Annotated in this window: 20 protein-coding genes; 12 read left to right on the top strand and 8 right to left on the bottom strand. The window is 66.9% G+C overall.

All coding sequences use genetic code 11. The annotated features are described in order from the left end of the window. The 5 genes from SNOV_RS10300 to SNOV_RS10280 form a co-directional block, all read right to left on the bottom strand. Positions 1-1,140 (bottom strand): phage major capsid protein, encoded by a 1,140-nt coding sequence (locus tag SNOV_RS10300; protein WP_013166863.1) that lies wholly within the window; start codon positions 1,138-1,140, stop codon positions 1-3. A gap of 10 nt (positions 1,141-1,150) precedes the next feature. Continuing rightward, the gene (locus SNOV_RS10295; protein ID WP_013166862.1) at positions 1,151-1,657 is read right to left on the bottom strand and encodes an HK97 family phage prohead protease; all 507 of its coding nucleotides are present in this window, start codon (positions 1,655-1,657) and stop codon (positions 1,151-1,153) included. 96 nt (positions 1,658-1,753) lie between these two features. Next, the gene (locus tag SNOV_RS10290) at positions 1,754-2,128 is read right to left on the bottom strand and encodes a gene transfer agent family protein (RefSeq protein ID WP_013166861.1); all 375 of its coding nucleotides are present in this window, start codon (positions 2,126-2,128) and stop codon (positions 1,754-1,756) included. Further along, on the bottom strand, positions 2,121-3,365 hold the full coding sequence (locus SNOV_RS10285; protein ID WP_013166860.1) for a phage portal protein: 1,245 nt from the start codon (positions 3,363-3,365) through the stop codon (positions 2,121-2,123). The genes SNOV_RS10290 and SNOV_RS10285 overlap by 8 nt, the downstream gene beginning before the upstream one ends. 149 nt (positions 3,366-3,514) lie before the next feature. Continuing rightward, positions 3,515-5,206, bottom strand: a complete 1,692-nt coding sequence (locus SNOV_RS10280) for a site-specific integrase (protein WP_013166859.1) — start codon at positions 5,204-5,206, stop codon at positions 3,515-3,517. A gap of 334 nt (positions 5,207-5,540) precedes the next feature. On the opposite strand from SNOV_RS10280, the gene SNOV_RS23795 reads away from it, so the two are divergent. Both SNOV_RS23795 and SNOV_RS10275 read left to right on the top strand, forming a co-directional pair. Then, positions 5,541-5,687 (top strand): hypothetical protein, encoded by a 147-nt coding sequence (locus tag SNOV_RS23795; protein ID WP_013166858.1) that lies wholly within the window; start codon positions 5,541-5,543, stop codon positions 5,685-5,687. 55 nt (positions 5,688-5,742) lie between these two features. Further along, on the top strand, positions 5,743-6,135 hold the full coding sequence (locus SNOV_RS10275; RefSeq protein ID WP_013166857.1) for a RidA family protein: 393 nt from the start codon (positions 5,743-5,745) through the stop codon (positions 6,133-6,135). A gap of 15 nt (positions 6,136-6,150) precedes the next feature. Here SNOV_RS10275 and SNOV_RS10270 read toward each other — a convergent pair whose 3' ends face one another. Next, entirely contained in the window at positions 6,151-6,549 is a 399-nt protein-coding gene (locus tag SNOV_RS10270) for a winged helix-turn-helix transcriptional regulator (RefSeq protein ID WP_013166856.1), read from the bottom strand. 87 nt (positions 6,550-6,636) lie between these two features. Here SNOV_RS10270 and SNOV_RS10265 point away from each other — a divergent pair, with 87 nt between their 5' ends. Then, positions 6,637-7,371: an SDR family NAD(P)-dependent oxidoreductase gene (locus SNOV_RS10265; RefSeq protein WP_013166855.1), complete on the top strand. Its 735-nt coding sequence runs from the start codon at positions 6,637-6,639 to the stop codon at positions 7,369-7,371. A 53-nt stretch (positions 7,372-7,424) separates the two neighbouring features. Here the strand turns inward: SNOV_RS10265 and SNOV_RS10260 are convergent, their stop codons facing one another. Continuing rightward, complete coding sequence (locus tag SNOV_RS10260; protein WP_013166854.1) at positions 7,425-7,955, bottom strand: flavin reductase family protein; 531 nt, start codon at positions 7,953-7,955, stop codon at positions 7,425-7,427. Between the two features lie 308 nt (positions 7,956-8,263). Between SNOV_RS10260 and SNOV_RS10255 the strand changes: the two genes are divergently transcribed. Then, positions 8,264-9,751 carry an aldehyde dehydrogenase family protein gene (locus SNOV_RS10255; protein WP_041782161.1) on the top strand — a complete coding sequence of 496 codons (1,488 nt, stop codon included), beginning with the start codon at positions 8,264-8,266 and terminating at the stop codon, positions 9,749-9,751. A 12-nt stretch (positions 9,752-9,763) separates the two neighbouring features. Here SNOV_RS10255 and SNOV_RS10250 read toward each other — a convergent pair whose 3' ends face one another. Then, a complete protein-coding gene (locus tag SNOV_RS10250; protein WP_013166852.1) occupies positions 9,764-10,939 on the bottom strand; it encodes an MFS transporter in 1,176 nt (391 codons plus the stop codon). A 290-nt stretch (positions 10,940-11,229) separates the two neighbouring features. Here SNOV_RS10250 and SNOV_RS10245 point away from each other — a divergent pair, with 290 nt between their 5' ends. The 8 genes from SNOV_RS10245 (at position 11,230) to SNOV_RS10210 (ending at position 23,080) form a co-directional block, all read left to right on the top strand. Beyond that, entirely contained in the window at positions 11,230-12,813 is a 1,584-nt protein-coding gene (locus SNOV_RS10245; RefSeq protein ID WP_013166851.1) for a GMC family oxidoreductase, read from the top strand. Positions 12,814-12,816: 3 nt separating this feature from the next. Then, entirely contained in the window at positions 12,817-14,091 is a 1,275-nt protein-coding gene (locus SNOV_RS10240; RefSeq protein WP_013166850.1) for an NAD(P)/FAD-dependent oxidoreductase, read from the top strand. Positions 14,092-14,271: 180 nt separating this feature from the next. Beyond that, entirely contained in the window at positions 14,272-15,381 is a 1,110-nt protein-coding gene (locus SNOV_RS10235) for an LLM class flavin-dependent oxidoreductase (protein ID WP_013166849.1), read from the top strand. 19 nt (positions 15,382-15,400) lie between these two features. Further along, positions 15,401-16,669, top strand: coding sequence for a D-arabinono-1,4-lactone oxidase (locus SNOV_RS10230; RefSeq protein ID WP_013166848.1), 1,269 nt, complete (start codon positions 15,401-15,403; stop codon positions 16,667-16,669). A gap of 126 nt (positions 16,670-16,795) precedes the next feature. After that, positions 16,796-18,823: a sigma-54-dependent Fis family transcriptional regulator gene (locus SNOV_RS10225; protein WP_013166847.1), complete on the top strand. Its 2,028-nt coding sequence runs from the start codon at positions 16,796-16,798 to the stop codon at positions 18,821-18,823. A 310-nt stretch (positions 18,824-19,133) separates the two neighbouring features. Beyond that, complete coding sequence (locus tag SNOV_RS10220) at positions 19,134-20,237, top strand: ABC transporter substrate-binding protein (RefSeq protein WP_013166846.1); 1,104 nt, start codon at positions 19,134-19,136, stop codon at positions 20,235-20,237. A gap of 40 nt (positions 20,238-20,277) precedes the next feature. Then, positions 20,278-21,354: an ABC transporter ATP-binding protein gene (locus SNOV_RS10215; RefSeq protein WP_013166845.1), complete on the top strand. Its 1,077-nt coding sequence runs from the start codon at positions 20,278-20,280 to the stop codon at positions 21,352-21,354. Further along, positions 21,347-23,080 (top strand): ABC transporter permease subunit, encoded by a 1,734-nt coding sequence (locus SNOV_RS10210; protein ID WP_013166844.1) that lies wholly within the window; start codon positions 21,347-21,349, stop codon positions 23,078-23,080. Before SNOV_RS10215 ends, SNOV_RS10210 begins: the two co-directional genes overlap by 8 nt. The last annotated feature ends 5 nt before the right edge of the window (positions 23,081-23,085 follow it).

Raw genomic sequence — 23,085 nt, 5'->3', positions numbered from 1 at the left:
TCAGCTCACGGCCATCTTCAGCTTGCGCAGTGCGGCAGGGCCTACCACGGCGGCACCGACGCGGCGACGGGCGTGGAAGCGAACCTTGCCCTCGGTGGCGAGAAGGTACGGGTTCGTTTTCACTTCAAGCGCGATGCGGTCGTAGATGCGGTACGCCGCCTTGAAGTCGCCGAACATGACCGGGAAGGCGTTCGCAACGGGATCGCCCATATCGACCATCTCGACGACGGGACGGCCGAGGATGGTTTCCGGCTGACCAGCGGAGAGCGTCGGCTGCCAGAGATAATCGCCCGCCGTGTTCTTCAGCTTGCGGATGGCGGCGAGAGTGGTGGAATTCATCGCCCACGTGCCACGATTGCGGTACGCCGCCGGCAGCGCGTACATCAGAGTGATGAGCTGATCGGCCGACAGGTTCGTCGCATGGCCGTTCAGTGTGGTGGCGATATCGGCGTTCGTCATGAAGCCTTCCGGCTGAAGGGTGCCGGTGCCGTTGACGAAGGCGGTCGCTTCCTTCTTGCCGAAGTCCTCGGCGAGGGCGAGCCGCACTTCCGCCTCGACGTTCTCGAGCGCGTCTTCCAGAAGCCAGTTGCCGATATCGACGTGCGTGGTCAGCTCGCGAATGGGCATGCTGATCTCGCCGAAGGTCGGCTCGGTGCCGGTGGTGGTGGCGCCTTCGCCGGTCCAGGCCGCGTTGGTGATCGTGAGACGCTTGGGGATCGTCACGGTGTGCGAGATGGTCGTGCGAACGTCGGCATAGGCGCGAACCGGCGAGTACTCGACGAGGTTGCGGATGAACTCGCGCGTCATGTCCTCCGGAGCGAGCACGTAACCGGCAGCGGCATCGCTGGCGACCGTGAGGGCCTTCTGTTCGATATCCGGCAGGCGGTGATACTCGACGCCGCGAAGGATCGAACCGAACGCCTTGCGTTCAAGGCTCGGCTCATTCCGGTTGTCATTGGCGAGGTTCGGCCGGGCGAGCTTCTGTTCGATCTTGGTGAAGCGCTCGGCGCTCTTGGTCTCGATTGCCTTCAGGCGCTCGTCGACGGACGCGGTGAGGTCGTCGAGCGCCTTGGTCACGATATCGGCCGACTCGTCGTCAGCGTCCTTCAGTTCAAGCGGGGCGTAGGCGAGGGAGGTCATGCAGGGCCTTTCATGCAGGGGTTCGAAGCGCCGACGCGGCGCGGTGGATCGCTTCGGCGAGCGCGATTGCTGCGTCGGCGGACTTGGCGGTGCGCACCCGTGCGCGAGGGTGCGAAGGGATGGTCACAAGGGAGATTTCGGCGAGGTCCAGCGCCGAGATGGTGCGGCCACGGCCGGCGCGGGGTGCCGCCTTCAGCGTGCGGAAGCCAATGGACAGGCCCGTGACAGCACCGGACTGCACAAGGGCGCGAACCTCGCGGGCGCGGGCAACGTCATCAATGAGAAGGCGCCCGCGAACCTCTAGGCCGGCATCGGTCTCGACGGCGGCTTCCCAGATGCCTACCGGCTGGTTCGGGTCGTGACCGAAGAGCATGGGCAGGGGAAGCACGGCGCCAGCGAAGGCCCCCTTTTCGATCATGTCGCCGACGCGATCCGGGGTGCCAAAGGGCCAAGCGGTGCCGGTGATGGCGCCAGCGTCGTCGACGCCGAAGGACGCTTTGATTTCGAGGCGGTTCACGCGGCTTCCTCCGCGTCGAGGTCAAGGTGAACCGGGCCGGCGCGGCGGCGATCAATGCCGGCGACATCGCGAAGGACGGCGGTCGCGGCGGCGATGTCAGCGCGAACGCTGTTCGCTACCTCTGCAACGTCTGCCAGCGGCGAAGCCGGCTCTTCGGGGGGGCGGCTCGACACCTTCGAAAGCGGCGTCGAGGATTTCCAGCACGAGCGTGAGCACCGGCAGGATCGGCGACGGATCGACATAGATGGCGACAAGCGCAGCGGCTTCCTGAGGAGCGGCGCCGCCGCCGATCAGCGCGCACCGCACGATCTCGGCGAGGTGCTTGTGATGCGCAGTGCGATGAAGGATGGCACCGTACAGGGCCAGGATGCCCATGCCGCTGGTGCGCTCCAACTCTTCGAGCATGGGCTTGGTGAGCTGAAGGCGGCGCAACTGATCGCCGAGGAACCGTTCAATCGAGGTCTCAGGCATCAGGGGTTTCCTGCGGGGATGCCGGCGGCGCGCCGGACGTGAGGGTGTTGGGGTTCACGAACTCGTCGCCGCCGGCATAGGGCGGGCGGTTTTCCATGGCGCGGACTTCGTTCGGATTGAGCACGCGCGCCGCGATCAGCTTCGAATAGCCCTCGACGCGAGAGGCGAAGTCGCCGCGCAACAGGTCGTCGACGATGAACTCGATTAGGTGCGTAGCGCGCTCGTCAGGCGTCAGCAGCGCCCGGCGGTAAGCCGCCTGCCAAGCCTGAATCCACGGCAGCAGCGTGAACTGAAGGAACTGCCGCCCCATCTGTTCGGAATTCGACCATGTGGCGCGGCTGTAGTCCTGAAGCAGGATCGGCGGCACACCGAAGGCGCGGGCAACCTCGGAAATCTGAAAGGCGCGCATCTCGGCGAACTGTGCGTCGACCGAATTGAGCGTGAGCTGCTGATACTCCACGTCATTCGGAAGAATGGCTGTGTTGCCAGACTTGTCGCCGCTGTGCGCGACCTTCCATGCCGCCACGATGTTCGCGAGGGTCTTGTCGTCGACCTTCCGGTTTTCAGACTGCTTCACCGAAAGCAGGCCAGAAGGCCGGGCGCCGTTGCCGAAGAGCCGGGCCGCGTGGCGTTCCAGCACGAGCGCAAGGCCGATGGCCTCGCGACACGCCTTGATCGGCGCCAGCTCGAAAGGCGCGGCGACATGCAGGACGTTCCGGAAGCTGAAGCGGGTCTGCGTCGAGCCGATGAGATAGAAGGGCTCGCCATAGTCATCAGCCTTCACCTGCACGTTGCCGGGCGGCAGATAGATCAGCTCGACGGGGCGCCCGTCACTATCACGCTGCACGAGGGCAAAGCCGGCGCCGTGTAGCAGCGCGTCCGCCGTGATCCGCTCGCGAAACTCGGCGGCGGATTGCCATTCGGTGGCGTCGTCATGCACGAGGCCATACGCGGAGTGCGTCGGGTCCGCTTCCTTCCCGCCATTGTCGAGGCGGCGGTACACCTTCACGGGAAGGCTGCCGAGGGAGGATGCGATGAGTGTAACGGCCCGGTTGACGGGCGTGCACTGCATTGCCGTAGTCGGATTCACGCTGATGCCCGACTGTGCCGGGCTCGCGTTCAAGAGATCGACAAGCCAAGTCTCGGGATTTGTGACGCCAGAGACAGGCGACGACTTCACCTCAATGTCGCTTAGAAGCCAATTGGCGAGGCGTGACTTGAAAGAACTCGTACTCATTACGCAGGCATGCAGAACGTTGACATGCCAAAATTATGCGCCCCTGCGATTCGCAGGTAAATAGAGAATTAACAAGAACGAACGCAGAAAGGATTCCGATTCAGATGAAAAACTGAATCAGTGCAACAGGTTGAATCGCAGAAAAAAGTTTAGGTCTTGATTGTCGTGGCGTCGAAACCGTCGAAAACAAGCCGTTCTACAGCTTCTTTCAGTGCCTCGACGGAGACGCTATGCACATAGACCGATCCAGCGGAGCCGTCCCTATGACCGCAAAGCTGATCCATTAGGCCGCGCTCTACGCCAGCACTGGACAGCCCTGTCTTGAAGGTGTGCCGGAAGCTGTAGAAATCCTTCCTCGGGTCAGCAATGCCAGCGTTCTTCCGGTAGGTCACATTGAAGCGCCGAGGGATGAACCGGGGGAAGAACTGATTCAGGACGGTGCTGCCGTTTGCTTCTGCTTCCTGCTTCGCTCGCATGCCGTCGGCGTACCAGCCAGGGAATAGATGCGTGGCGTTAGTGCTGCGCAGGCCGGCGACATACCTTTCGAAGCCCAATCCGATCAGCGTGCTATGCACGGGCACCATGCGTCGGCTGCCCTCGGTCTTGGTCTCTTCCTCCACCACGAGGCAAAGCACGCCGCGCTCGCGCCTCACGGAGTCCAAGCGCATTTGGGCGCTCTCGGATGGACGCAAGCCGGCAAAGAGCCCGATCAGCATTGCCCATCGGGTTTCCTCTGGCGCCTTGCCGAAGAGAGAGGGGGCGAAGAGCTTGGTGAGGTCGCCGGCAGCGAACGGGACGCGCGGCGGTGCTTTCACCTTCCCGCCGGTGATTTCGGCCTTCACGCCGGATGCCGGATTGTCTGGAATGATGTCCTGACGCACCGCCCAATTTAGCAGGCCATTCAGGCGCATGAGCGTCTTGTCGTTCACCGTCTTCGGATCGAGGCCGGGATACGGGTCAGCGCGCTTTCTGTTGGCCTCTATCGCTTCCGGCAGGGTCATGCCGGGAAAGCGTTTAGTGGCGCTCGACGGCGCCTCTAGCAGCCGGTCCTTGAAGCGCTGCACGGTGCGGCGGGTGATCTCATGGATTGCCGGCGGCGGATCGATCAGCTCTTCGAACTGGCGCACCATCACCTCGTACTCGCGTGCGGTCGAAGGGGTCGGCTTGCGCTCCTGCAAGAGTCGCGGCAGCAGCTCGCCAAGCGTCTTTGTCGAATCCTCGCTCAGGATACGCGGCGACTGCTTGTCCGCTTCCAGCTTAGGCGGGATGAGGTCGGCGGGGACCGGCGGGTCCGGTTCGCCTTCATCCCGATGCATTTCGGTATCGAGCGCCACCAGCTCAGCACGGGCGAGCATGCGCAGCGTCGCCGCCTCATCAGCGAGCGGGCCATGCCGCTTGGCGAAGTCGAGCGCGAGGCGGATCGGCTCGGGGAGGGGATCGGGGCGGCGCCCGGCGGCTATGTCGCGGAGCTGGCGCACGTATTTCGGATTGGGGGACCCAATGCCGATGAGGTCCGAACCACCGGCGCGTACTTCGGTATCGAAAGCGAGCCGCGCTTCTAGGTGCTGGTGCGCGATCTCGACGGGGGCAAGCTGGCGCTTAGGCGACGGGGCCGGGCGATAGTCGCGCTTCGGAGCGGCAAGCTGCCGCTTGGCTGCTGCGATCTCCGCTTTCATGGCCGCGATGGCGGCCGGGAGCTGATCGAGCGCTGCAGTGCGATCTGCCCCCAACGCGGTGGTGAAGTCACGCTTGCCTATGATGGATCGAAGCGCCACCGGAATGCCAAGCCGGGCATAGTAGCGGCCGTCCTTATGTTGCAGATGCCGAACTTCCTTGCCCACCTCAATACCTCATTTTGGGAGAAATTTTGGGAGAAGTTATGGGAAGAATCTAATATTTGCAACAGATTTCAGCGCCTATAACGCTTTGCGGACGCTTGGGTTTTATTCCCGTCGTCCGCACCAGCCACTCACCGGGGCGACCGAGACGTCCAGCTTCTGACGCCGGCGCGGACCGAGGTCGCTTCGTCGACCTCGCGGCCTGCCCCGTCGAGACGATAGGGTCGCGTCCATACCGAAGCCGATGAATTCGGAAGAGGCAAGCGCCCTCCGATGGCCATGGATCCCGGCCAGTCTTCGCCGTCCCAAGACAGGCTCAGCAACCGGAGAACGGACCATGAAGTGGGAATATCTGGTGGTCGAAACCACCCTGGATTCCGCCGCCCTCGGGGAGCTGGGGGCTGAAGGATGGGAGCTCGTCGCGGTCGTCTCTCCCGCGCACTTCGTGCTGCATTACTTCTTCAAGCGCCAACTGCGCGCCTGACCGGCACCGATCCGCCGGCACCGCCTTCCAGCGAACCAGCAATGGAGAATCCCCGATGGCCAAGCGTGACGCCGTCTTCCCTGCCGGCCGGCATGACCTCTACAGGGCGCACACCTATTCCGCCGCGATCAGATCGGGCGATCTCCTGTTCGTGTCCGGCCAGGTCGGCAGCCGCAGCGACGGCTCGCCCGAGCCGGACTTCGAGGCCCAGGTCCGCCTGGCCTTCGCGAATCTCGAGGCGACGCTGAAGGCGGGCGGATGCGGGCTCGACGACATCGTCGACGTGACGAGCTTCCATACCGATCCGGAAAACCAATTCGGCACGATCATGAAGGTCAAGGGCGAGGTCTTCCCGGAGGAGCCCTATCCGAACTGGACGGCGATCGGCGTCAACTGGCTCGCGGGGTACGACTTCGAGATCAAGGTCATCGCCCGCATTCCCGGGTGAACGGAGCTTGCCGTGTCAGGCGGGGTCCGGGACCTCGGCGTGCTTCGGCGCGTGCCATTCTTCGCGCCGGGCGAGGACGCGGGAGACCTCGGCCATGTTCTGCGTGCCCCAGGAGCAGAGCGGCTCGAGCGCGTTGGTCAGGCTGAGACCGAGCGCGGTGAGGGCGTAGTCGACCCGCGGCGGCACCTCCTTGTAGTCGGTCCGCACGATGAGGCCGTCGGCTTCCAGCTCCTTTAGCTGCTGGATCAGCACCTTGTCGCTCACGCCCCGCACGGCGCGCTTGAGCTCGCCGTAGCGGGTCGGCCCCTGCAGCAGGAAATAGAGGATCAGCGGCTTCCACTTGCCGGCGATGACGCGCAGCGTGGCGTCGAGGCCACAGCTGAAGCCGGAGGGGCATGATGGGGCACGGCTCATGATTTTTGATACTTACCAAAAAGTGCATACTTGTCGATAGGTATGTGGCCCGCCAGTTCCTTGCCACCTGAGTAAAGGAGGCAAGACATGACCAGACTGGAAGGCAAGACCGCGGTGGTGACCGGCGGCGGCAGCGGCATCGGGCTCGGTGCCGCCAAGCGGTTCATCGAGGAAGGAGCGTTCGTCTACATCTTCGGGCGGCGCCAGGACGCGCTGGACGCGGCTCTGGCGAAGTTGGGACCCAACGCCCGCGCGGTGCGGGGCTCGGTGACCGATCTCGCCGATCTCGACCGGCTGTTCGCGACCGTGAAGGCGGAGCGCGGCGGGCTCGACATCGTGTTCGCCAATGCCGGCACGGGTGAATTGGCGCCGCTCGGCGAGATCACGCCGGAGCATTACGACCGGGCCTTCGACGTCAATGTGAAGGGCCTGGTGTTCACCGTGCAGAAGGCGCTGCCGCTGATGGCGTCCGGCGGCTCGATCATCCTCACCGGCTCCAGTGCGGGGGTAATGGGGACGCCGCAGCTCAGCATCTACAGCGCCACCAAGGCGGCGATCCGCAATCTGGCGCGTACCTGGGCGCTCGACCTGAAGGGCACGGGCATCCGCATCAACGTCCTCTCGCCGGGACCGATCCGGACGGAACTCGCCCTCGATGTGATGGGTGAGGAAGCCATGAAAGCCCTCGGCGCCGCGAACCCGCTCGGCCGAATGGGCGAACCGGCCGAGACGGGAGCGGTGGCGGCGTTCCTCGCCTCGCAGGACAGCAGCTTCATGACCGGCGGCGAGGTGTTCGTGGACGGGGGCTTCGCGCAGGTCTGACGGCTGATCGTGGAGGCCGGCGATCGCGCGTCGCCGGCCTCCATTTTCCGCGCCTACAGCACCGGGCTGGCGCAGCGCGAGCGCAGCGCGTCGAACTGCCCGTCGGCGTAGATCAGGGGATGCAGCGGCGTCTCCGGCAGCACGATGTCGACCACCGTGCCGAGGAAGATGCTGTGGCTGTGCACGCTCACCCTGTCGGTCAGCACGCAGTCGAAGCTCGCCAGCGCCCCGACCAGCGCCGGCGCGCCGGTGGAGAGCGGGCGCCATTCATGCGTGCTGAAGCGCGCATGGCGGCTCTCGGCCGAGCTGAACGCCTTGGCGAGCTCCAGTTCCGGCTCGGCCAGGAGGTTCACGCAGAACGACCCCGAGCGGTCGATCACGTCGTGGCAGGAAACCTTGCGGTTGACGCAGACCAGCAGGGTCGGCGTCGGATCGGCGGCCACCGAGGTGACGGAGGTGGCGACGAAGCCGTGCGGCTGCCCCCCGTCGATGGTGGTGATCACGGACACCCCGGCGGCGAGGCGCCGCATGCCCTGCTTGAAATGAGACGGCTCGATCATCGCGAACTCCACGTTGCGGCTCATCCGGTCCTTCCGGCTCCGGGGCGCAGGGCAGGGAGCGCAAATCGCGTGCCACGCCCTGATTCCAGCAAAATCAACGGCGCGTGGGCGGGGCGTCTCGCAGAAGCGCTGCGACAATTGTCGCTGATGTGAGACGCGCCGCGCGGCCGGACGATGACGAGAGGAGCGCGAGAGGCGGGGAGGGAAATCCAGCATTGGCGCCGTCTTCCGCCGGTCCCGCGGGCGCTTAAGCCCGCGCGCCCGCGAGAGGAAAGCCCATGGCATGGCTCTTGCGGTCCCAAGGCATCCCTTTCGTTTCCGAAAGTAGTGCCATGACCATCAACGTGAATCCGATCGCCGACATCATCGCGCCGCTGCCCAAGCAGCTCCTGATCGACGGCAAGTTCGTGCCCTCGCTCTCGGGCAAAACCTTCAAGACCTTCAACCCGGCGACGGGGGAGGTGCTGGCCGAGGTCTCCGAGGGCGGCGCGGCCGATATCGACCTCGCCGTGGCGGCGGCGCGGCGGGCCTTCACCGGCCCGTGGAGCCGCTTCACCCCGTTCCAGCGCCAGCAGTGCCTGCTGCGCTTCGCCGATCTGGTGGAGAAGCACTTCGACACGCTGGCGCATATCGACGTGCTCGACATGGGCGCGCCTATCACCTCCATGTATGCGCGCCGCCAGCGGGCGCTCGGCCTGCCGCGCTTCTATGCCGGCATGTGCACCGTCATCGCCGGCGGCACGCTGCCGAACTCCATGCCGGGCGAGGTGTTCACCTACACGCTGAAGGAGCCGGTCGGCGTGGTCGGCGCCATCACGCCGTGGAACGCGCCGCTCACCTCGACCATCTGGAAGATCGGCCCGGTGCTCGCCACCGGCTGCACCATGGTGCTGAAGCCCGCCGAGGACGCCCCGCTCACCGCGCTGCGGCTCGGCGAGCTGCTGCTGGAGGCCGGCGTGCCGGAAGGCGTGGTCAACATCGTGCCCGGCTTCGGCCACATCGCCGGCGACGCGCTGGCCCGGCACATGGATGTCGACAAGGTCGCCTTCACCGGCTCGGACGTCACCGGCCGCAAGATCATCGACGCCTCGAAGGGCAATCTGAAGCGGGTGACGCTGGAGCTCGGCGGCAAGTCGCCGGACGTCATCTTCGCCGATTGCGACATGGACGCCGCCGTCGCCGGCGCCGGCATGGGCGTGTTCGCCAATAGCGGGCAGATCTGCTGCGCCGGCACGCGGCTGCTGGTCCAGCGGCCGATCTACGAGGAGTTCGTCGCCCGCGTCAGCGACTATGCGCGATCGCTCAAGGTCGGCAACGGCCTCGATCCGGCGACGCAGATCGGGCCGGTGGTCAACGCCAAGCAGCTCGACCGCGTCAGCGGCTATATGGAGATCGGCTTGGGCGAGGGTGTCACCGCCGCCACCGGCGGCAAGCGCCTGACCGAGGGCGCGCTGAAGGACGGCTATTTCTTCGAGCCGACCGTGCTCAGCGGCGTGACCAACGACATGCGCATCGCGCGGGAGGAAATCTTCGGCCCGGTGGCCGCGGCCATCCCCTTCGACACGCTGGAGGAAGCCGCCGCCATCGCCAACGACACCGTGTTCGGCCTCGGCGGCGGCGTGTGGACGACCAACGTCTCCACCGCGCACCGCATGGCGAAGGCGATCCGCGCCGGCACGGTGTGGATCAACACCTATGGCGGGCTCGATCCGGTCGTGCCCTTCGGCGGCTACAAGACCAGCGGCTATGGCCGCGAGTCCGGCGTCGAGCATCTCGACGCCTATCTCGAGACCAAGTCGGTGGTGCTGAAGCTGGGCTGACCGTGCCGCGGCTTACCGCACGCCGCGGGGAATGACGGTCCGCACCAGCCCCGCGATCACCAGCGCGCCGCCGACCAGCAGGAGGAAGGCGGCGCGCATGTCCTGCGAATGCGCGACGAAGCCGATGAGCGGCGGGCCGAACAGCCCGCCGCCATAGGCGATAGTCACGGTCATGGCGATGCCGGCGGTCGGCGGAATGCCGGGCATCCGGCCGCTCAGCGAGAAGAAGATCGGCACCAGATTGGCGATGCCGAGGCCGGCGATGGCGAAGCCCGGCAGCGCGAGCGGCATGGTCGGGGCCAGCACGATGATCGCGATGCCGACGAAGGCGATGGCGCCCGATATCCGGATCGTCGTCACCGGCCCCAGCCGGCGCACGATCCGGTCGCCCAGCAGGCGCCCGCCGGTCATGGCGAGCGAGAAGGCGGCGACGCCATAGGCCGCATGCGCCGGCAGCGAGCCGGTGGCCTGCACGAGGTAGAGCGCGCCCCAGTCGATCAGCGCCAGCTCGATGACGAAGGACAGCACGGTCAGCAGGCCGATGCCGAGCATGGTGAGGTTGGGCAGGCGGAAGATCGAGGTGCCCAGCGCCTCGCGCACATGGCTTTCCGGCAGCCAGAGCCATGGAACCGCGGCGGCGGCGATGCCGACGAGGACCAGGCTGGCGATGCCGAGCGCCGAGGGGATGGCGAGCCCCGACGCGATCAGCGCCCCGCCCGCCAGCGCGCCGGCGACGTTGCCGAGGCTGAAGAAGGCGTGCGCCGAGGACATGATCGGCCGGCCGAGCTCGCGCTCCAGCGCCGAGGCGTGGGCGTTCATGCACACGTCGAGGAAGCCGAAGCACAGGCCGATGACATAGCCGGACGCCGCCAGCACCGGCATGGTGACGCCGAGCGCGGGGCCGAAGCTCGCGACCGCGAAGGCGATGCCGGCCAGCGCGCCGGAGCGCAGCGGGCCGAGGCGCGGGCGGATGAATCCCGCCGCCGGCATGCCGCACAGGCAGCCGAGCGAGACGCAGAGCAGCACCAGGCCGACCTGGGCGTCGTCGAGCCCGGCGCGTGCCTTGAGGATCGGGATATAGGTCGCCCACACCGTCAGGCCGGTGCCGCCGACGAAGAACACGGCGCTCACGGCCATGCGCGACGCGGCGAGCGCTTGCTGCTCCCGCGCGGCGGTCATTTCAGTCATGCCACTTCCAACACGCTCACCGACGCCGGCGTCACGCCACCTCGCGACCGTCGCGGTGGTGCGGACCGTAGAGCAAGATGTGTGCCAGCCGCGTGACCCCGCGCGCCGCTCCACCACGGGCGCCCGACAGGGCGGACGACAAGAACTGTTTCTCATTTCTGAGAAGAGTATGTCTCATCCGTGAGAAATAACTCGATCTAAACTTAAATATATACTTGGATAAGCTTATTATATATTGATGTATGCTCGTGCGGTTGCCATCATGTTTCGCTCGGGTGCAGTGCAGAACCATGGAATTCGATTACATCGTAGTCGGCTCAGGGTCCGGCGGAAGTGCTGTCGCCGGGCGGCTCGCGGAGGACGGCCGCTCGAAGGTCCTCGTGCTGGAAGCCGGCGGCTCGGATCGCCGGTTGCCGGTGCTGATGCCGGCCGCGACCTATCTCTACGCCATCGGCAATCCGCGCTTCGACTGGCGGCTGACCTCCGCGCCCGATCCCTCGCGCGGCGGGCGCACCGACTACATGCCGCGCGGCAAGGTGCTCGGCGGCTCGTCCTCCATCAACGGCATGCTCTATGTGCGCGGCCAGCCGGAGGATTTCGACGACTGGGCGGCGAATGGCTGCTCCGGCTGGAATTTCGAGAGCGTGCGCCCCTATTTCCGCCGCGCCGAGGACAATGAGAATGGCGCCGACGCCGATCATGGCGTCGGCGGGCCGCTCGGGGTGCAGAATCTGCGCACCTCGCATCCGCTGTCGGAGGCCTTCCTGCGCGCCGGCGTCGAGGCCGGCCTCGAGAAGACGGCCGATCTCAACCGGCGGCCGCAGGGTGGCATCGGCTATCTTCAGGCCACGCAGCGGCGCGGCTGGCGGTGCAGTTCGGCGCGGGCCTATCTCTGGCGCAGGCGTCCCAACCTCACCGTGCTGACGCAGGCGCAGGTCCGGCGCGTGCTGTTCGAGGGGCGCCGGGCCATCGGCGTCGAGTTCGAGCGGCAGGGCCGGCGGGTCGTGGCGCGGGCGGGCAGGGGCGTGGTGCTTGCGGCCGGCGCCTTCGGCTCGCCGCAGATCCTCATGCTCTCCGGCGTGGGTCCGCAGGCGCATCTGCGCGAGCAGGGCATCGAGGTGGTGCACGACCTGCCGGGGGTGGGCGAGAACTTCCACGACCATCCCGGCACCAGCCACGTCGCCTGGGTCGACCGGCCGACCTACAATGTGCAGCACACGCCGCTGCACGCGCTGCTCTACGGGGCGCTCTGGTTCCTCGCGGGGCGCGGGCCGGGGACGACGCCGGACGCGCATGTGCTGGCCTTCGCCCGCTCGCGCCCGGAACTGACGCGCTGCGACCTGCAATACCATTTCACGCCGGCCGGCTACGACCTGACCGACACCGGGCCGATTCTGTTCGACCGGCCGGCGGTGACGGCGCTGAACAACATCCACCGCCCCTATTCGCGCGGCCATGTGCGGCTCGCCTCGCCCGATCCCCTCGCGGCACCGGCGATCCAGCCCAACCTGCTGGGCGACGCGCGCGACCTCGACGCTCTCGTCGCCGGCGCGAAGAAGCTGCGCGCCATCTTCGAGGCGCCGTCCATGGCCCGCCATGTCGTCGCCGAGTTCAAGCCGGGCCGGGACGTGCGGAGCGGCGACGAGTGGGCGGCCTATGTCCGCGAGACCTCCATCGGCATCTACCACCCCGCCGGCACCGCGAAGATGGGCAGCGATCCCATGGCCGTGGTCGACGCGAGGCTGAAGGTGCGCGGCCTGTCGAACCTCTACGTCGCCGACGCCTCGATCATGCCGGTCATCGTCAGCGGCAATCTCAACGCGAACTGCATCATGATCGGCGAGCGCTGCGCCGACTTCCTCAAGGCGGCCTGAACGATGGTTACTTCCAGTACGTCAGACAAGAAACGCACCGTCGCAGTCATCGGCGGCGGCGCCATCGGCGTCGCGGCGGCGAGCTTCCTCCTGCGCGACGGCAACGACGTGGTGCTGATCGAGCGCAGCGGCATCGGGGAGGGCGCTTCCTTCGGCAATGCCGGCTGCCTCAACCCGTCCTCCGTGGTGCCGATGTCGATGCCGGGCACGCTGAAGAAGGTGCCGGGCTATCTGCTCGATCCGCTCGGGCCGCTGTCCATTCGCTGGCGCTACCTGCCGACTCTGGCGCCGTGGCTGATCCGCTTCGTGCAGGCGGGCACGCAGGCCAAGGTGCGCGCGCAGGCCCGCGCGCTGAAGCCGATGCTGGAGGATTCCTACGGCGCCTGGCTGCCGCTCGTGCGCAATGCGGGCGCCGAGGATCTCATCCGCCGCGACGGCCATCTCGTCGTTTACCGGACGCAGGCCGATTTCGAGGGCGACGCGCTCGGCTATCAGCTGCGCCGCGACAACGGCATCGCCTTCGACGTGCTGCGCGCGGACGAGCTGTGGCAGTTCGAGCCGAGCATCTCGCACGACTATACGATCGGCGTGGCGTTCCATCAGAACGGGCACACGGTGAATCCCAACCGCCTCGTGCGCAGCGTGGCCGAGGCCTTCCGGCGGGATGGTGGCCGGGTTCTGGCGGCGCAGGCGCATGGCTTCGTGCGCGAGGGCGGGCGGCTCACGGGCGTCGAGACCGATGCCGGCGTCATCCCCGCCGACGCCGCCGTCGTGGCGGCCGGCGCGCATTCCCGCGCCTTCGCCGCGAGCCTCGGCGACGACGTGCCGCTCGACACCGAGCGCGGCTATCATGTGCTGATCAGCTCCCCCGAGACGCGGCCGCGCCGGCCCATCCTCGACGCCAGCGCGAAATTCGTCTCCACCCCGATGGAGACGGGTTTGCGGCTCGCCGGCACGGTGGAATTCGCCGGCCTCGACGCGCCGCCCAACTGGCCGCGCGCCGACTACCTGCTCACGCTCGGCCGCCGGCTGTTCCCCGGCCTCGCGGCGAGCTACCCGGAGGGGCGCGTCTCGCGCTGGATGGGCTTCCGCCCGAGCATGCCGGATTCGCTACCGGTGATCGGCCGCGCCAGCCAGTGCCCGGACGTCGCCTATGCCTTCGGGCATGGCCATGTCGGCCTTGCCGCCGCGGCGCGTACCGGGGAGGCGGTCGCCGATCTCATCGCCGGCCGCACGCCGGCCTTCGACCTCGCGCCCTTCGCGCCGACGCGCTTCTGAGCGTCGCGCCGGCTCTTTCGCATCGGCGCGGCCGGTTTCTCCACGATGAGACACGGCCCACCGGCGGGTGCGCCGGACGGCAGGTTAATCAAGCGAAATCAAGCATGTAGGTGAGTGGCACGGGCCTTGCCGACATGCTGCTGCCGGCGCGATGCCGGTCGCAGTCAAGGGAGTTCGGTCGTGCTGCTTTCCTTCTTCATGATGCCGCTTCATTCGGTCAACAGACACTACCCCACCGCGCTGGCCGAGGATGTCGAGGCCTTCAAGCTCGCCGATGAACTGGGCTTCGAGGAAGCGTGGATCGGCGAGCACTATTCCGCCGAGATCGAGCAGATCTCGTCGCCGCTGATGTTCCTGGCGCACATGGCGCCGCAGACCAAGCGCATCAAGCTCGGCACCGGCGTGCTGCCGCTGCCGCTCTATCACCCGGTGATGGCCGCTTCCCACATCGCCCTGCTCGACCACCTCGCGCCGGGGCGCCTGCTGCTCGGCATCGGCACCGGCGGCCTCGGCTCCGACTTCGAGGTGTTCGGCATGGAGACCGCCGACCGCACGGCGATGATGCTCGACTCGATCGAGATCATGAAGAAGATCTGGGCTTCCGATCCGCCCTACGACATTCCCGGCAAGTTCTGGAACGTGAAGCTCAGCAAGATGTACTGGCCGGACCTCGGCGTCGGCATCCTGCCGAAGACGCTGACCCGGCCGCATCCCCCGCTCGCCGTGTCGGTGTCGAGCCCCAATTCGGGCTCGATGCGGGTGGCCGCGCGGCACGACTTCATGCCGATCTCGGCGAATTTCGTCGCCTCCTGGGTGGTGAAGACCCATTGGGAGACCTATTGCGACGAGCTGGCCAAGCTCGGCAGGACGCCGGACGGCTCCAAGTGGCGCGTCGCCCGCTCCATCCATGTGGCCGATACCGACGAGGAGGCCGAGCGCCTGGTGAAGACGCCCGGCGGCGCCTATGACTGGTACTACGACTACATGTACCAGGTGTATGAGCGCATGGGCGCCGGCGCGCTGCTCGCGCCCTTCCGCGACACCGATCCCGCCACCATCACCCCGCAGCTGGTGCGCGACAATTTCGTGATCTACGGCAGCCCGGAGACGGTGGCGCGCAAGATTCTCGCGCTACGCGAGGAGGTCGGGCCCTTCGGCACGCTGATGATGACCTCGCACGAATGGGTGGACAAGCCGGCGATGCGCCGCTCCATGGAGCTGCTTGCCAAGCGCGTCATGCCCGCCGTCAATGCGGCGCTCGGCGAAGACATGCCGGCGATCGCGGTCTGAGCGGCAGGGGAAGAGCAAGATGCTGAGCGTCGACAAATCGGGCGTGTTGCAGCCCGGCAAGCTGTGGTGGAACTGGTTCGGAGAGCAGTATTTCGTGCCGCGCTACACGGCGCGCCCGACCTCCGAGGAGGAGGTGTGCGCCGTCGTGCGCGAGGCGCGCAGGCTCGGCCTGCCGATCCGCGCCAGCGGGGCCGGCCATTCCAACCCCGCCATCGTGCCGACGCCCGGCATCCATATCGACTTCGACGACTTCAACCAGGTGGTCGCCGTCGACAAGGAGAAGCTCCAGGTCACGGTGCGCCCGGGCATGCGCATCAGCGCGCTGACCAAGTTCCTGCGCGAGCAGGGCATGTCGCTCAACAACCAGGGCGACATCGACCGGCAGGCGATCATCGGCGCGCTGATGACCGGCACGCACGGCGCCGGCAAGAAGCTGCCCTGCCTTTCGGCGCAGCTCGTCGGCGCGCGCATCGTCACGGCGGAGGGCGAGCTGCGCGACCTCTCGCCCGCCGACGGCGAGCTGTTCAAGGCGTTCCGCACCTCGATCGGCATGTTCGGGCTGGTGGTCTCGCTGACCATCCAGGCGGTGCCGTCCTACAATATCTACAAGCGCTCGTGGAACACCGATACCGAGGACTGCCTCGGCCATCTGCACGAGCTGCTCGATGCCAACCGGACCTTCTGGTTCTTCTGGCTGCCGCGCAAGGAGTCGGCCGATCTCTACGAGCTGCCGGGCGGGGTGGTGCCCTCGAAGGCGACGCGGGACTTCGACATCTGCCACATGCGCACCTACAACGCGGTGCCGGTGGCCGAGCCCGCGCCGGAGCTTGGGCCGGGCGAGCAGTTCGACCATTCCTCCATCATCTACCCCAACGACTACGTCCCGAACTTCCGCGAGATCGAATACGCGGTGCCGTTCGGGCGCTTCGAGGAGTGCTTCGCGGAAGTGCGGCACATGTTCCAGACGAAGTATCCCGAGGCCATCTACCCGGTCGAATGCCGGGCGGTGAAGGGCGACGATACCTATCTCTCGGCCTATTCGGAGCGGGACGGCTATGCCCTCTCCATCTCCGGTCCGCTGGAGGAATGGAGCTGGGGCATGCTGCGCGACGCCGACGCGATCCTCGACCGCTACGACGCGCGCCCGCACTGGGGCAAGCATCAGTTCATGACCCCGGAGCGGCTGGAGCGGATCTATCCGAAATACGACGCCTTCAAGCGCCTGCGCCGGGAAATGGACCCCGACGGGGTCTTCCTCAACGACCATCTGCGCATGCTCTTCGCGTGAGGAACGGGCCGGCACTGCCGGCCCGTTTTTCGTTTGCGGAGGCGGCCGAGCGGGAGGGAATTCGGGTTGACGACTAAGATTTGTGCTGCGCAGAATTTAAGCGGAGGGTCGGAACCGGAGTTCGCGATGCTGGACCTGCGCAGCCACGTTTCCCGGATCGTTTCCAGCGCCAACCAGCTGGTCGTGACCCCCGGCGATTTCCGCGCGCCGCGCGCAGCCGACGCGATGGCGGCATCGTGGCGTCGCTGCATGGAAGGCTATCGCTTCGATCCCGGTGCCAAGTTCCGCATCGAGGCGGTGAGCGATGCCGAGCTGAAGCAGCAGCGGCAGGCCAATGACGAGCTGATCCATTTCGCCCGGCCGGAGATGGATGCCATCTTCGGGGCGGTCTCGCTGTCCGGCTTCAGCATCAGCCTCGGCAATGTCGACGGCTACATCATCAGCGAGCGCGCCAACTACAATCCCGAATTCTATAGCGACGTGGAGCGGCCGGGCACGGCGTGGGCCGAGCGTTCCGCCGGAACCAACGCCATCGGAACCTGCCTCGTGGAGCGCCTGCCGGTCGGCGTCTACACCAACGACCACTTCTTCTACGACTTCTCGGCGCTGTCCTGCGCCAGCGCGCCGCTGTTCAGCCCCGACGACGAGCTGATCGGCGCCATCAACATCTCGATCCGCAATCCCGAGCTCCAGCGCGAGACGCTGAAGGTGGTGCTCGGCCTCACCTCGGGGCTGGCCGACCGCATCGGCGAGCGGATGTTCCGCCAGGCCTTCCGTCGCAACTACATACTCAAATTCGCGACCGGGCCGGTCGATCACGGGCTGATCGCCGTCGACGATGACTTCCAACTCGTCGGCCTCAACCACGCGGCGCGCGCGATGCTGAGCGACCGGGTGCAGCTCGCCCGCGTGCGCAGCCTGTGGGCGGTGTTCGAGCGCGACCATCGCCTCATCGACCTCGCCCGCCTCGGCGGCGCCGAGCTGACACTGCATTTGCAGAAGGGCGGCGACGCCATCACCGTCTCGCTGAGCGGGCCGACCGAGGTGCTCTCGGCCGGTTCACGCCCCGCGGCGTCGGCGGAACCGGCTGCCCGGCCCCGCCCGACCCCGGCTCCCGCACCGGTCCGCCCTTCGACCTCGCTCCTGACGCTGGACGACTGCGCCGGCAGCGATCCGCGCATGGCGACCAATGTCCGCTTCGTGCGCCGCGTGCTCGGCGGCTCGCTGCCGATCCTGCTGCTCGGCGAGACCGGCGTCGGCAAGGACGCCTTCGCCCGTGCCGTCCACGAGGAAAGCCCGCGCCGGGCGGCGCCCTTCGTCGCCTTCAACTGCGCCTCCGTGCCGGACACGCTGATCGACAGCGAGCTTTTCGGCTATGGCAGCGGCGCCTTCACCGGCGCGCGCCGCGAGGGCAGCCCCGGGCGGCTGGTGGAGGCCGATGGCGGCACGCTGTTCCTCGACGAGATCGGCGACATGCCGGTCAGCCAGCAGACGCGCCTGCTGCATGTGCTCGAATCCGGGGAGGTCACGCCGCTCGGTTCCGGCAAGCCGCGCCGCATCGACGTGCAGGTGATCGCGGCGACCAACCAGAACCTCGAGGCGCAGATCGCGCGCGGCCTGTTCCGGCAGGACCTCTATTATCGGCTCGCCGGCGCGGTGATCGACATTCCCGCCCTGCGCGAGAGGACCGACCGGCGCGAGCTGATCGAGGCGGTCTTTGCCAGCCTCGCCGACGGCCGGCGCCTGAGCCTTGCGCCGGACGCGCTGGCGATGCTGATGAACCATGACTGGCCGGGCAATGTCCGCGAGCTGCGCCATGTGCTGAACCGCGCCGTGCATGTGTGCGAAGGCGCCGAGCTGACGGCGCGCGACATTGCCATCCGCACCGGCGCCCGCGCGCCCTCCATGCCCGCCGCCGTTGCGCCGGGACCTGTCGCGGCGGCTCCGGGCACGGCGGTTCCGGGCACGGTGGCGCCGGGCGAGGAAGTCGAGGCGGCCGGCAGTGCCCGTCACGCCATCGCCGCGGCGGAGCGCGACGCCATCCTCGCCACGCTGGCGCGCTGCGGCGGCAATGTGAAGGCCGCGGCGGTCGCGCTCCAGCTCAGCCGCGCCACCCTCTACCGCAAGCTCCAGCGCTACCAGATCGTCCATTGAGACGAGGCTGCGACCAGCGACGGGCGTGTCGCGCCTGTGCGACACCGGCCGGCTCATCCATGCAACTTGTCCACCTCGTGTCCGGGTGTTTCATCCGGCCTCATGGGTGAGATCATGTTTCGCTGATGAGAAAGTATAAATCAGTAGATCGTGATTCCATGATTAAAAGTGGACGGTTTGTTATTCGGATGTTTTGATGGATGCCGGCGTGATGAGGCATTTTCAACTTGCCAGAATTATGTCGACCGGGATGGCACGATAGTTGCCGAACCAGGTGTCGGCCAAAAAGGCCCGAACACAGGGGATAAAAATGACCTTCCAAAACGGGTATCGGGCGCCGTCGCGCCGCAGTGTCATGAAGGGCATGGGCCTCGCGGCAGCGACCCTGGCCGCGCCGGGCGTGCTGCGCCGCGCTTATGCGCAGGAGCCCATCGTGCTGCTGACCTGGGAGACCTATCACGATCCGGCCTGGTGCAAGGAGTGGGGCGAGGCCAACGGCGTCGAGGTCAAGCCGGTGGTCATCGGCTCGGTGGACGAGCTGTTCTCGCAGCCCTTCTCCGGCGCCGTGCAGCCGGACGTGATGTATATCGAGACCGGCTCGCTGCCGCGCTTCAAGGAGGCCGGCCTGATCGTTCCCTTCGACACCTCCAAGGTGCCGAACGTCGCGAACATCACGCCCAAGCTCGACTGGAAGAAGTACACCAATGTCGGCGGCGAGATCGTCGCGGCGCCCTATAATTGGGGCACCCAGCCGCTGATGTACAATGCCGACCTGATCAAGTCGCCGGATAGCTGGGCGGCGCTGTGGGACGAGAAGTACCGCGGCAAGGTCAACATCTTCGACGACTGCACTATCGTGTTCCCGATGATCGCGCTCTATGTCGGCGCGAAGGACCCCTTCAACCTGACCGACGCCGATTTCGAGGCGTGCGAGAAGGCGTTGCGCGAGCTGCGTCCGCAAATCCGCACGATTGCCCGCGGCTTCGACGACGCGGTGACGATCTACGCCGCCGGCGACGCCGTCATCGGCTACTGCCAGAACATCGCCGTCGTCACCTCGCTGCAGGACAAGGGCAAGAACTTCAACTATTCGCTGCCCAAGGAAGGCACCCCGACCTGGATCGACTGCACCGGCGTCTCCAAGAAGGGCGACCGCGACATCGTCTACAAGTTCATCAACGACAATCTCTCGGTCAAATGGCAGGCCCGCTTCATCGAATCCTCGACCAATAACGGCGTGCTCAACCTCGCCGAGGCCAAGGAAGGCGGCGTGAGCGAGAAGACGCTCAAGCGCACCAACATCCCGGATTCGCAGGCTGGCGATTTCTGGGAAAAACTCGTGATCCTGCAGAAGCCGGAAGATTTCGAGCGGCGCCTGCAGATCTGGAACGACTTCAAGGCCGGCACGCTCTGAGGAGCGTGCCTACCCTGACGCGGATATCGGAGCACGAGTGATGGCAAAGTCTTCGCAGGCGATCCTGACCGTCGCGGGGGTCGACAAGACCTATCACGGGGCGACCCGGCCGGCCCTCGACCGGATTTCCTTCTCGGTCGAACCGGGGGAGTTCTTCTCCATCCTCGGCCCCAGCGGCTCGGGCAAGACGACCTTGCTGCGGATGATCGCCGGCTTCGAGCAGCCGGATGTCGGCCGCATCCTGATGGACGGCGACGACATCACCCATGTCCCGCCCTTCCGCCGCGACGTGCGCACGGTGTTCCAGAGCTACGCCCTGTTCCCGCATATGAGCGTGCTGGAGAACGTGGCCTATCCGCTGCGCATGGCCGGCGCCCGCAAGGCGGAACGCCTCGCCAAGGCGCGCGAATGCCTCGAACTGGTGAGCATGGGCGACTTCGCCGCCCGCCTGCCGCACCAACTTTCCGGCGGCCAGCGCCAGCGCGTGGCGCTGGCGCGCGCCATCGTCTGCCGGCCGCGCATCCTGCTGCTCGACGAGCCGCTGGGGGCGCTCGACCTGCGGCTGCGCCAGCAGATGCAGCACATGCTGGTCTCGCTGCAGCGCGAGCTCGGCATCGCCTTCGTCTATGTCACGCACGACCAGGGGGAGGCGCTGTCCATGTCGGACCGCGTGGCGGTGATGAGCGAGGGGCGCATCGCCCAGCTCGGCACGCCGCGCGAGATCTATTTCGACCCGTCCTCGGAGTTCGTCGCCCAGTTCGTCGGACGGTCCAACCTGCTGCCCATCGAATGCGTGTCGCGCGAGGACGGCATCACCGCGCTGCTGGACGGCCAGCCGCTCTCCGGCGTCGCCACGCCCCGGACCGGCCCGGCGCGGATGGCGATCCGCTTCGAATGCGTGCGGCTCGCCGGCGCCGACGAGCCGGCCAACGGCGCCTGCAGCGTCGCGGGCAAGGTCGAGGACGTGCTGTTCCTCGGCAATGCGCTGGAAGTGAACGTGCGCTGCGGCGGGCTGAACATCATCGCCGCGGTTCCGGCGGCCGGGGAGGGCTATCTCCTCGGGCGGGAGGTACGGGTCCTTTTCGACGCCAGCAACGCGACGGTGTTCCATGGCTGACATCGCCTCCGACATGCCGATGTCCGCCGCCCGCCCGCTCCGCTTCCGCAGCTTCAGCCCGCTGGGCTGGCCGGTCTATGCCTGGTTCATCGCCCTGGTGCTGGTGCCCAATCTGCTGCTGATCGGGGCGAGCTTCCTGCGCACCTCGAACGGGCTGATCGTGTTCGATCCCAGCATCGCCAGCTATGTGCGGCTGTGGAAGTCGTCGAGCTTCCAGTTCCTGCTGCTGAAGACGCTCGCCACCAGCTTCGGCGCCGCCACCATCGGCTGCCTCATCGCCTATCCGATGGCCTATTACGCGGCGCGGGTGGTGCAGAAGAACCGTTCCGTCATCGTGCTGCTGGTGATCATCCCGCTCTGGATCAGCCTGCTGATGCGCGTCTTCGCCTGGCGCATGATCCTCGGCCAGAACGGCGTGCTGAACTCGTTCCTCGTCGGCAGCGGCATGCTCGAACAGCCGAGCGAGGCCTTCCTCTACACCGGCTTCTCGGTGCTGCTGACCTACACCTACATCTCGATTCCGTTCTGCTTCGTCGCCATCTTCACCGCGCTGGAGAAGATCCCGCATTCGCTGATCGAGGCCTCGCAGGACAGCGGCGCCTCTTCCTGGCAGACCTTCCGCCATGTCGTGTGGCCGCTGTCGCGCCCGAGCGTCGCCATCGGCTTCTCGCTCGCCTTCCTGATGACGGTCGGCGACTACATCACACCCTCCATGGTCGGCGGCATCGACGGCACGATGATCGGCATGGTCATCGCCTCGCAGTTCGGCATCGCCAACAACTGGCCCTACGGCTCGGCCATCGCCGTCTGCCTGATGCTGAGCGTCGGCATCGTGCTCGCCTTCGTCATGTGGGCCGGCCAGACCAAGGGCGTGCTGATGGGCGACGAGGGCGCGAAGCCGTCGGTCTCGCGCGCCCGGCTCGGCTCGGGACGGCGCCTGTTGCGCAGCCTTGCCGCCGTCGCCTTCGTCCTGCCCTTCCTGTTCCTCTACGCGCCGCTCGCCATCATGGTGCTGATGTCGTTCAACGACTCGTCCGTGCAGGCGTTTCCGCTGCACGGCGCGACGCTGCGCTGGTACGCAGAGCTGGCGGAGAACGCGTCGATGCTGGAGGCGGTGCGGCGCAGCCTCGTCGTCGGCTTCGCGGTGGTTCTCGTATCGAGCGTGGCGGCGACCGGCTTCGCCTTCGCGATCCATTACGGGCGGGTGCGGCAGGCGCGCTTCTTCGAGTTCGCGCTGGCGATCCCGGTGGCCATCCCCGGCGTCGTGCTCGGCATCGTCATGGTGCTGGCGACGCAGCTCGTGCAGGTGCCCTCCGGCATCTTCCGCACGGTGATCGGCCAGTCGAGCTTCGTCATGCCAGTGATCCTGATGATCATCCTCGCCCGGCTGCGGCGGCTCGACGGGGCGCTGCTGGAAGCCTCGATGGACGCCGGCGCCAACCACTGGCAGAGCTTCGTCCATGTGCTGTTCCCCTCGATCAGGGGCGCGGTGATCGGCGGCGCGCTGCTCGGCTTCACTTTGTCGGCGGACGATGTGATGGTGACGCTGTTCCTCTCCGGCACGGCGCCGACCCTGCCGATCTGGGTGTGGAACCAGATGCGCTTCGGCTTCACGCCGTCGGTGAACGCCATCTTCACGCTGGTCGGCGTGGGCTCGCTGCTGGCGATCCTGATCTGCAACCGGCTGGTGTTCCGCGGAACGTCGCGGGCGGCGGGCTCGTCCTGAGCCTC

This window comes from Ancylobacter novellus DSM 506, assembly GCF_000092925.1.
Taxonomy (GTDB): Bacteria; Pseudomonadota; Alphaproteobacteria; order Rhizobiales; family Xanthobacteraceae; genus Ancylobacter; species Ancylobacter novellus.
The sequence above is the reverse complement of the archived record's forward strand: the minus strand, read 5'-3'. Positions and strand labels throughout refer to the sequence as shown.

Coding starts and splice junctions, on each gene's coding strand:
- SNOV_RS10255 (WP_041782161.1), top strand. CDS start 8,264: ATGACCATCAACGTGAATCCGATCGCCGACATCATCGCGCCGCTGCCC.
- SNOV_RS10250 (WP_013166852.1), bottom strand. CDS start 10,939: ATGACTGAAATGACCGCCGCGCGGGAGCAGCAAGCGCTCGCCGCGTCG.
- SNOV_RS10215 (WP_013166845.1), top strand. CDS start 20,278: ATGGCAAAGTCTTCGCAGGCGATCCTGACCGTCGCGGGGGTCGACAAG.
- SNOV_RS10240 (WP_013166850.1), top strand. CDS start 12,817: ATGGTTACTTCCAGTACGTCAGACAAGAAACGCACCGTCGCAGTCATC.
- SNOV_RS10290 (WP_013166861.1), bottom strand. CDS start 2,128: ATGCCTGAGACCTCGATTGAACGGTTCCTCGGCGATCAGTTGCGCCGC.
- SNOV_RS23795 (WP_013166858.1), top strand. CDS start 5,541: ATGAAGTGGGAATATCTGGTGGTCGAAACCACCCTGGATTCCGCCGCC.
- SNOV_RS10245 (WP_013166851.1), top strand. CDS start 11,230: ATGGAATTCGATTACATCGTAGTCGGCTCAGGGTCCGGCGGAAGTGCT.
- SNOV_RS10225 (WP_013166847.1), top strand. CDS start 16,796: ATGCTGGACCTGCGCAGCCACGTTTCCCGGATCGTTTCCAGCGCCAAC.
- SNOV_RS10300 (WP_013166863.1), bottom strand. CDS start 1,140: ATGACCTCCCTCGCCTACGCCCCGCTTGAACTGAAGGACGCTGACGAC.
- SNOV_RS10210 (WP_013166844.1), top strand. CDS start 21,347: ATGGCTGACATCGCCTCCGACATGCCGATGTCCGCCGCCCGCCCGCTC.
- SNOV_RS10265 (WP_013166855.1), top strand. CDS start 6,637: ATGACCAGACTGGAAGGCAAGACCGCGGTGGTGACCGGCGGCGGCAGC.
- SNOV_RS10275 (WP_013166857.1), top strand. CDS start 5,743: ATGGCCAAGCGTGACGCCGTCTTCCCTGCCGGCCGGCATGACCTCTAC.
- SNOV_RS10220 (WP_013166846.1), top strand. CDS start 19,134: ATGACCTTCCAAAACGGGTATCGGGCGCCGTCGCGCCGCAGTGTCATG.
- SNOV_RS10230 (WP_013166848.1), top strand. CDS start 15,401: ATGCTGAGCGTCGACAAATCGGGCGTGTTGCAGCCCGGCAAGCTGTGG.
- SNOV_RS10260 (WP_013166854.1), bottom strand. CDS start 7,955: ATGAGCCGCAACGTGGAGTTCGCGATGATCGAGCCGTCTCATTTCAAG.
- SNOV_RS10285 (WP_013166860.1), bottom strand. CDS start 3,365: ATGAGTACGAGTTCTTTCAAGTCACGCCTCGCCAATTGGCTTCTAAGC.
- SNOV_RS10270 (WP_013166856.1), bottom strand. CDS start 6,549: ATGAGCCGTGCCCCATCATGCCCCTCCGGCTTCAGCTGTGGCCTCGAC.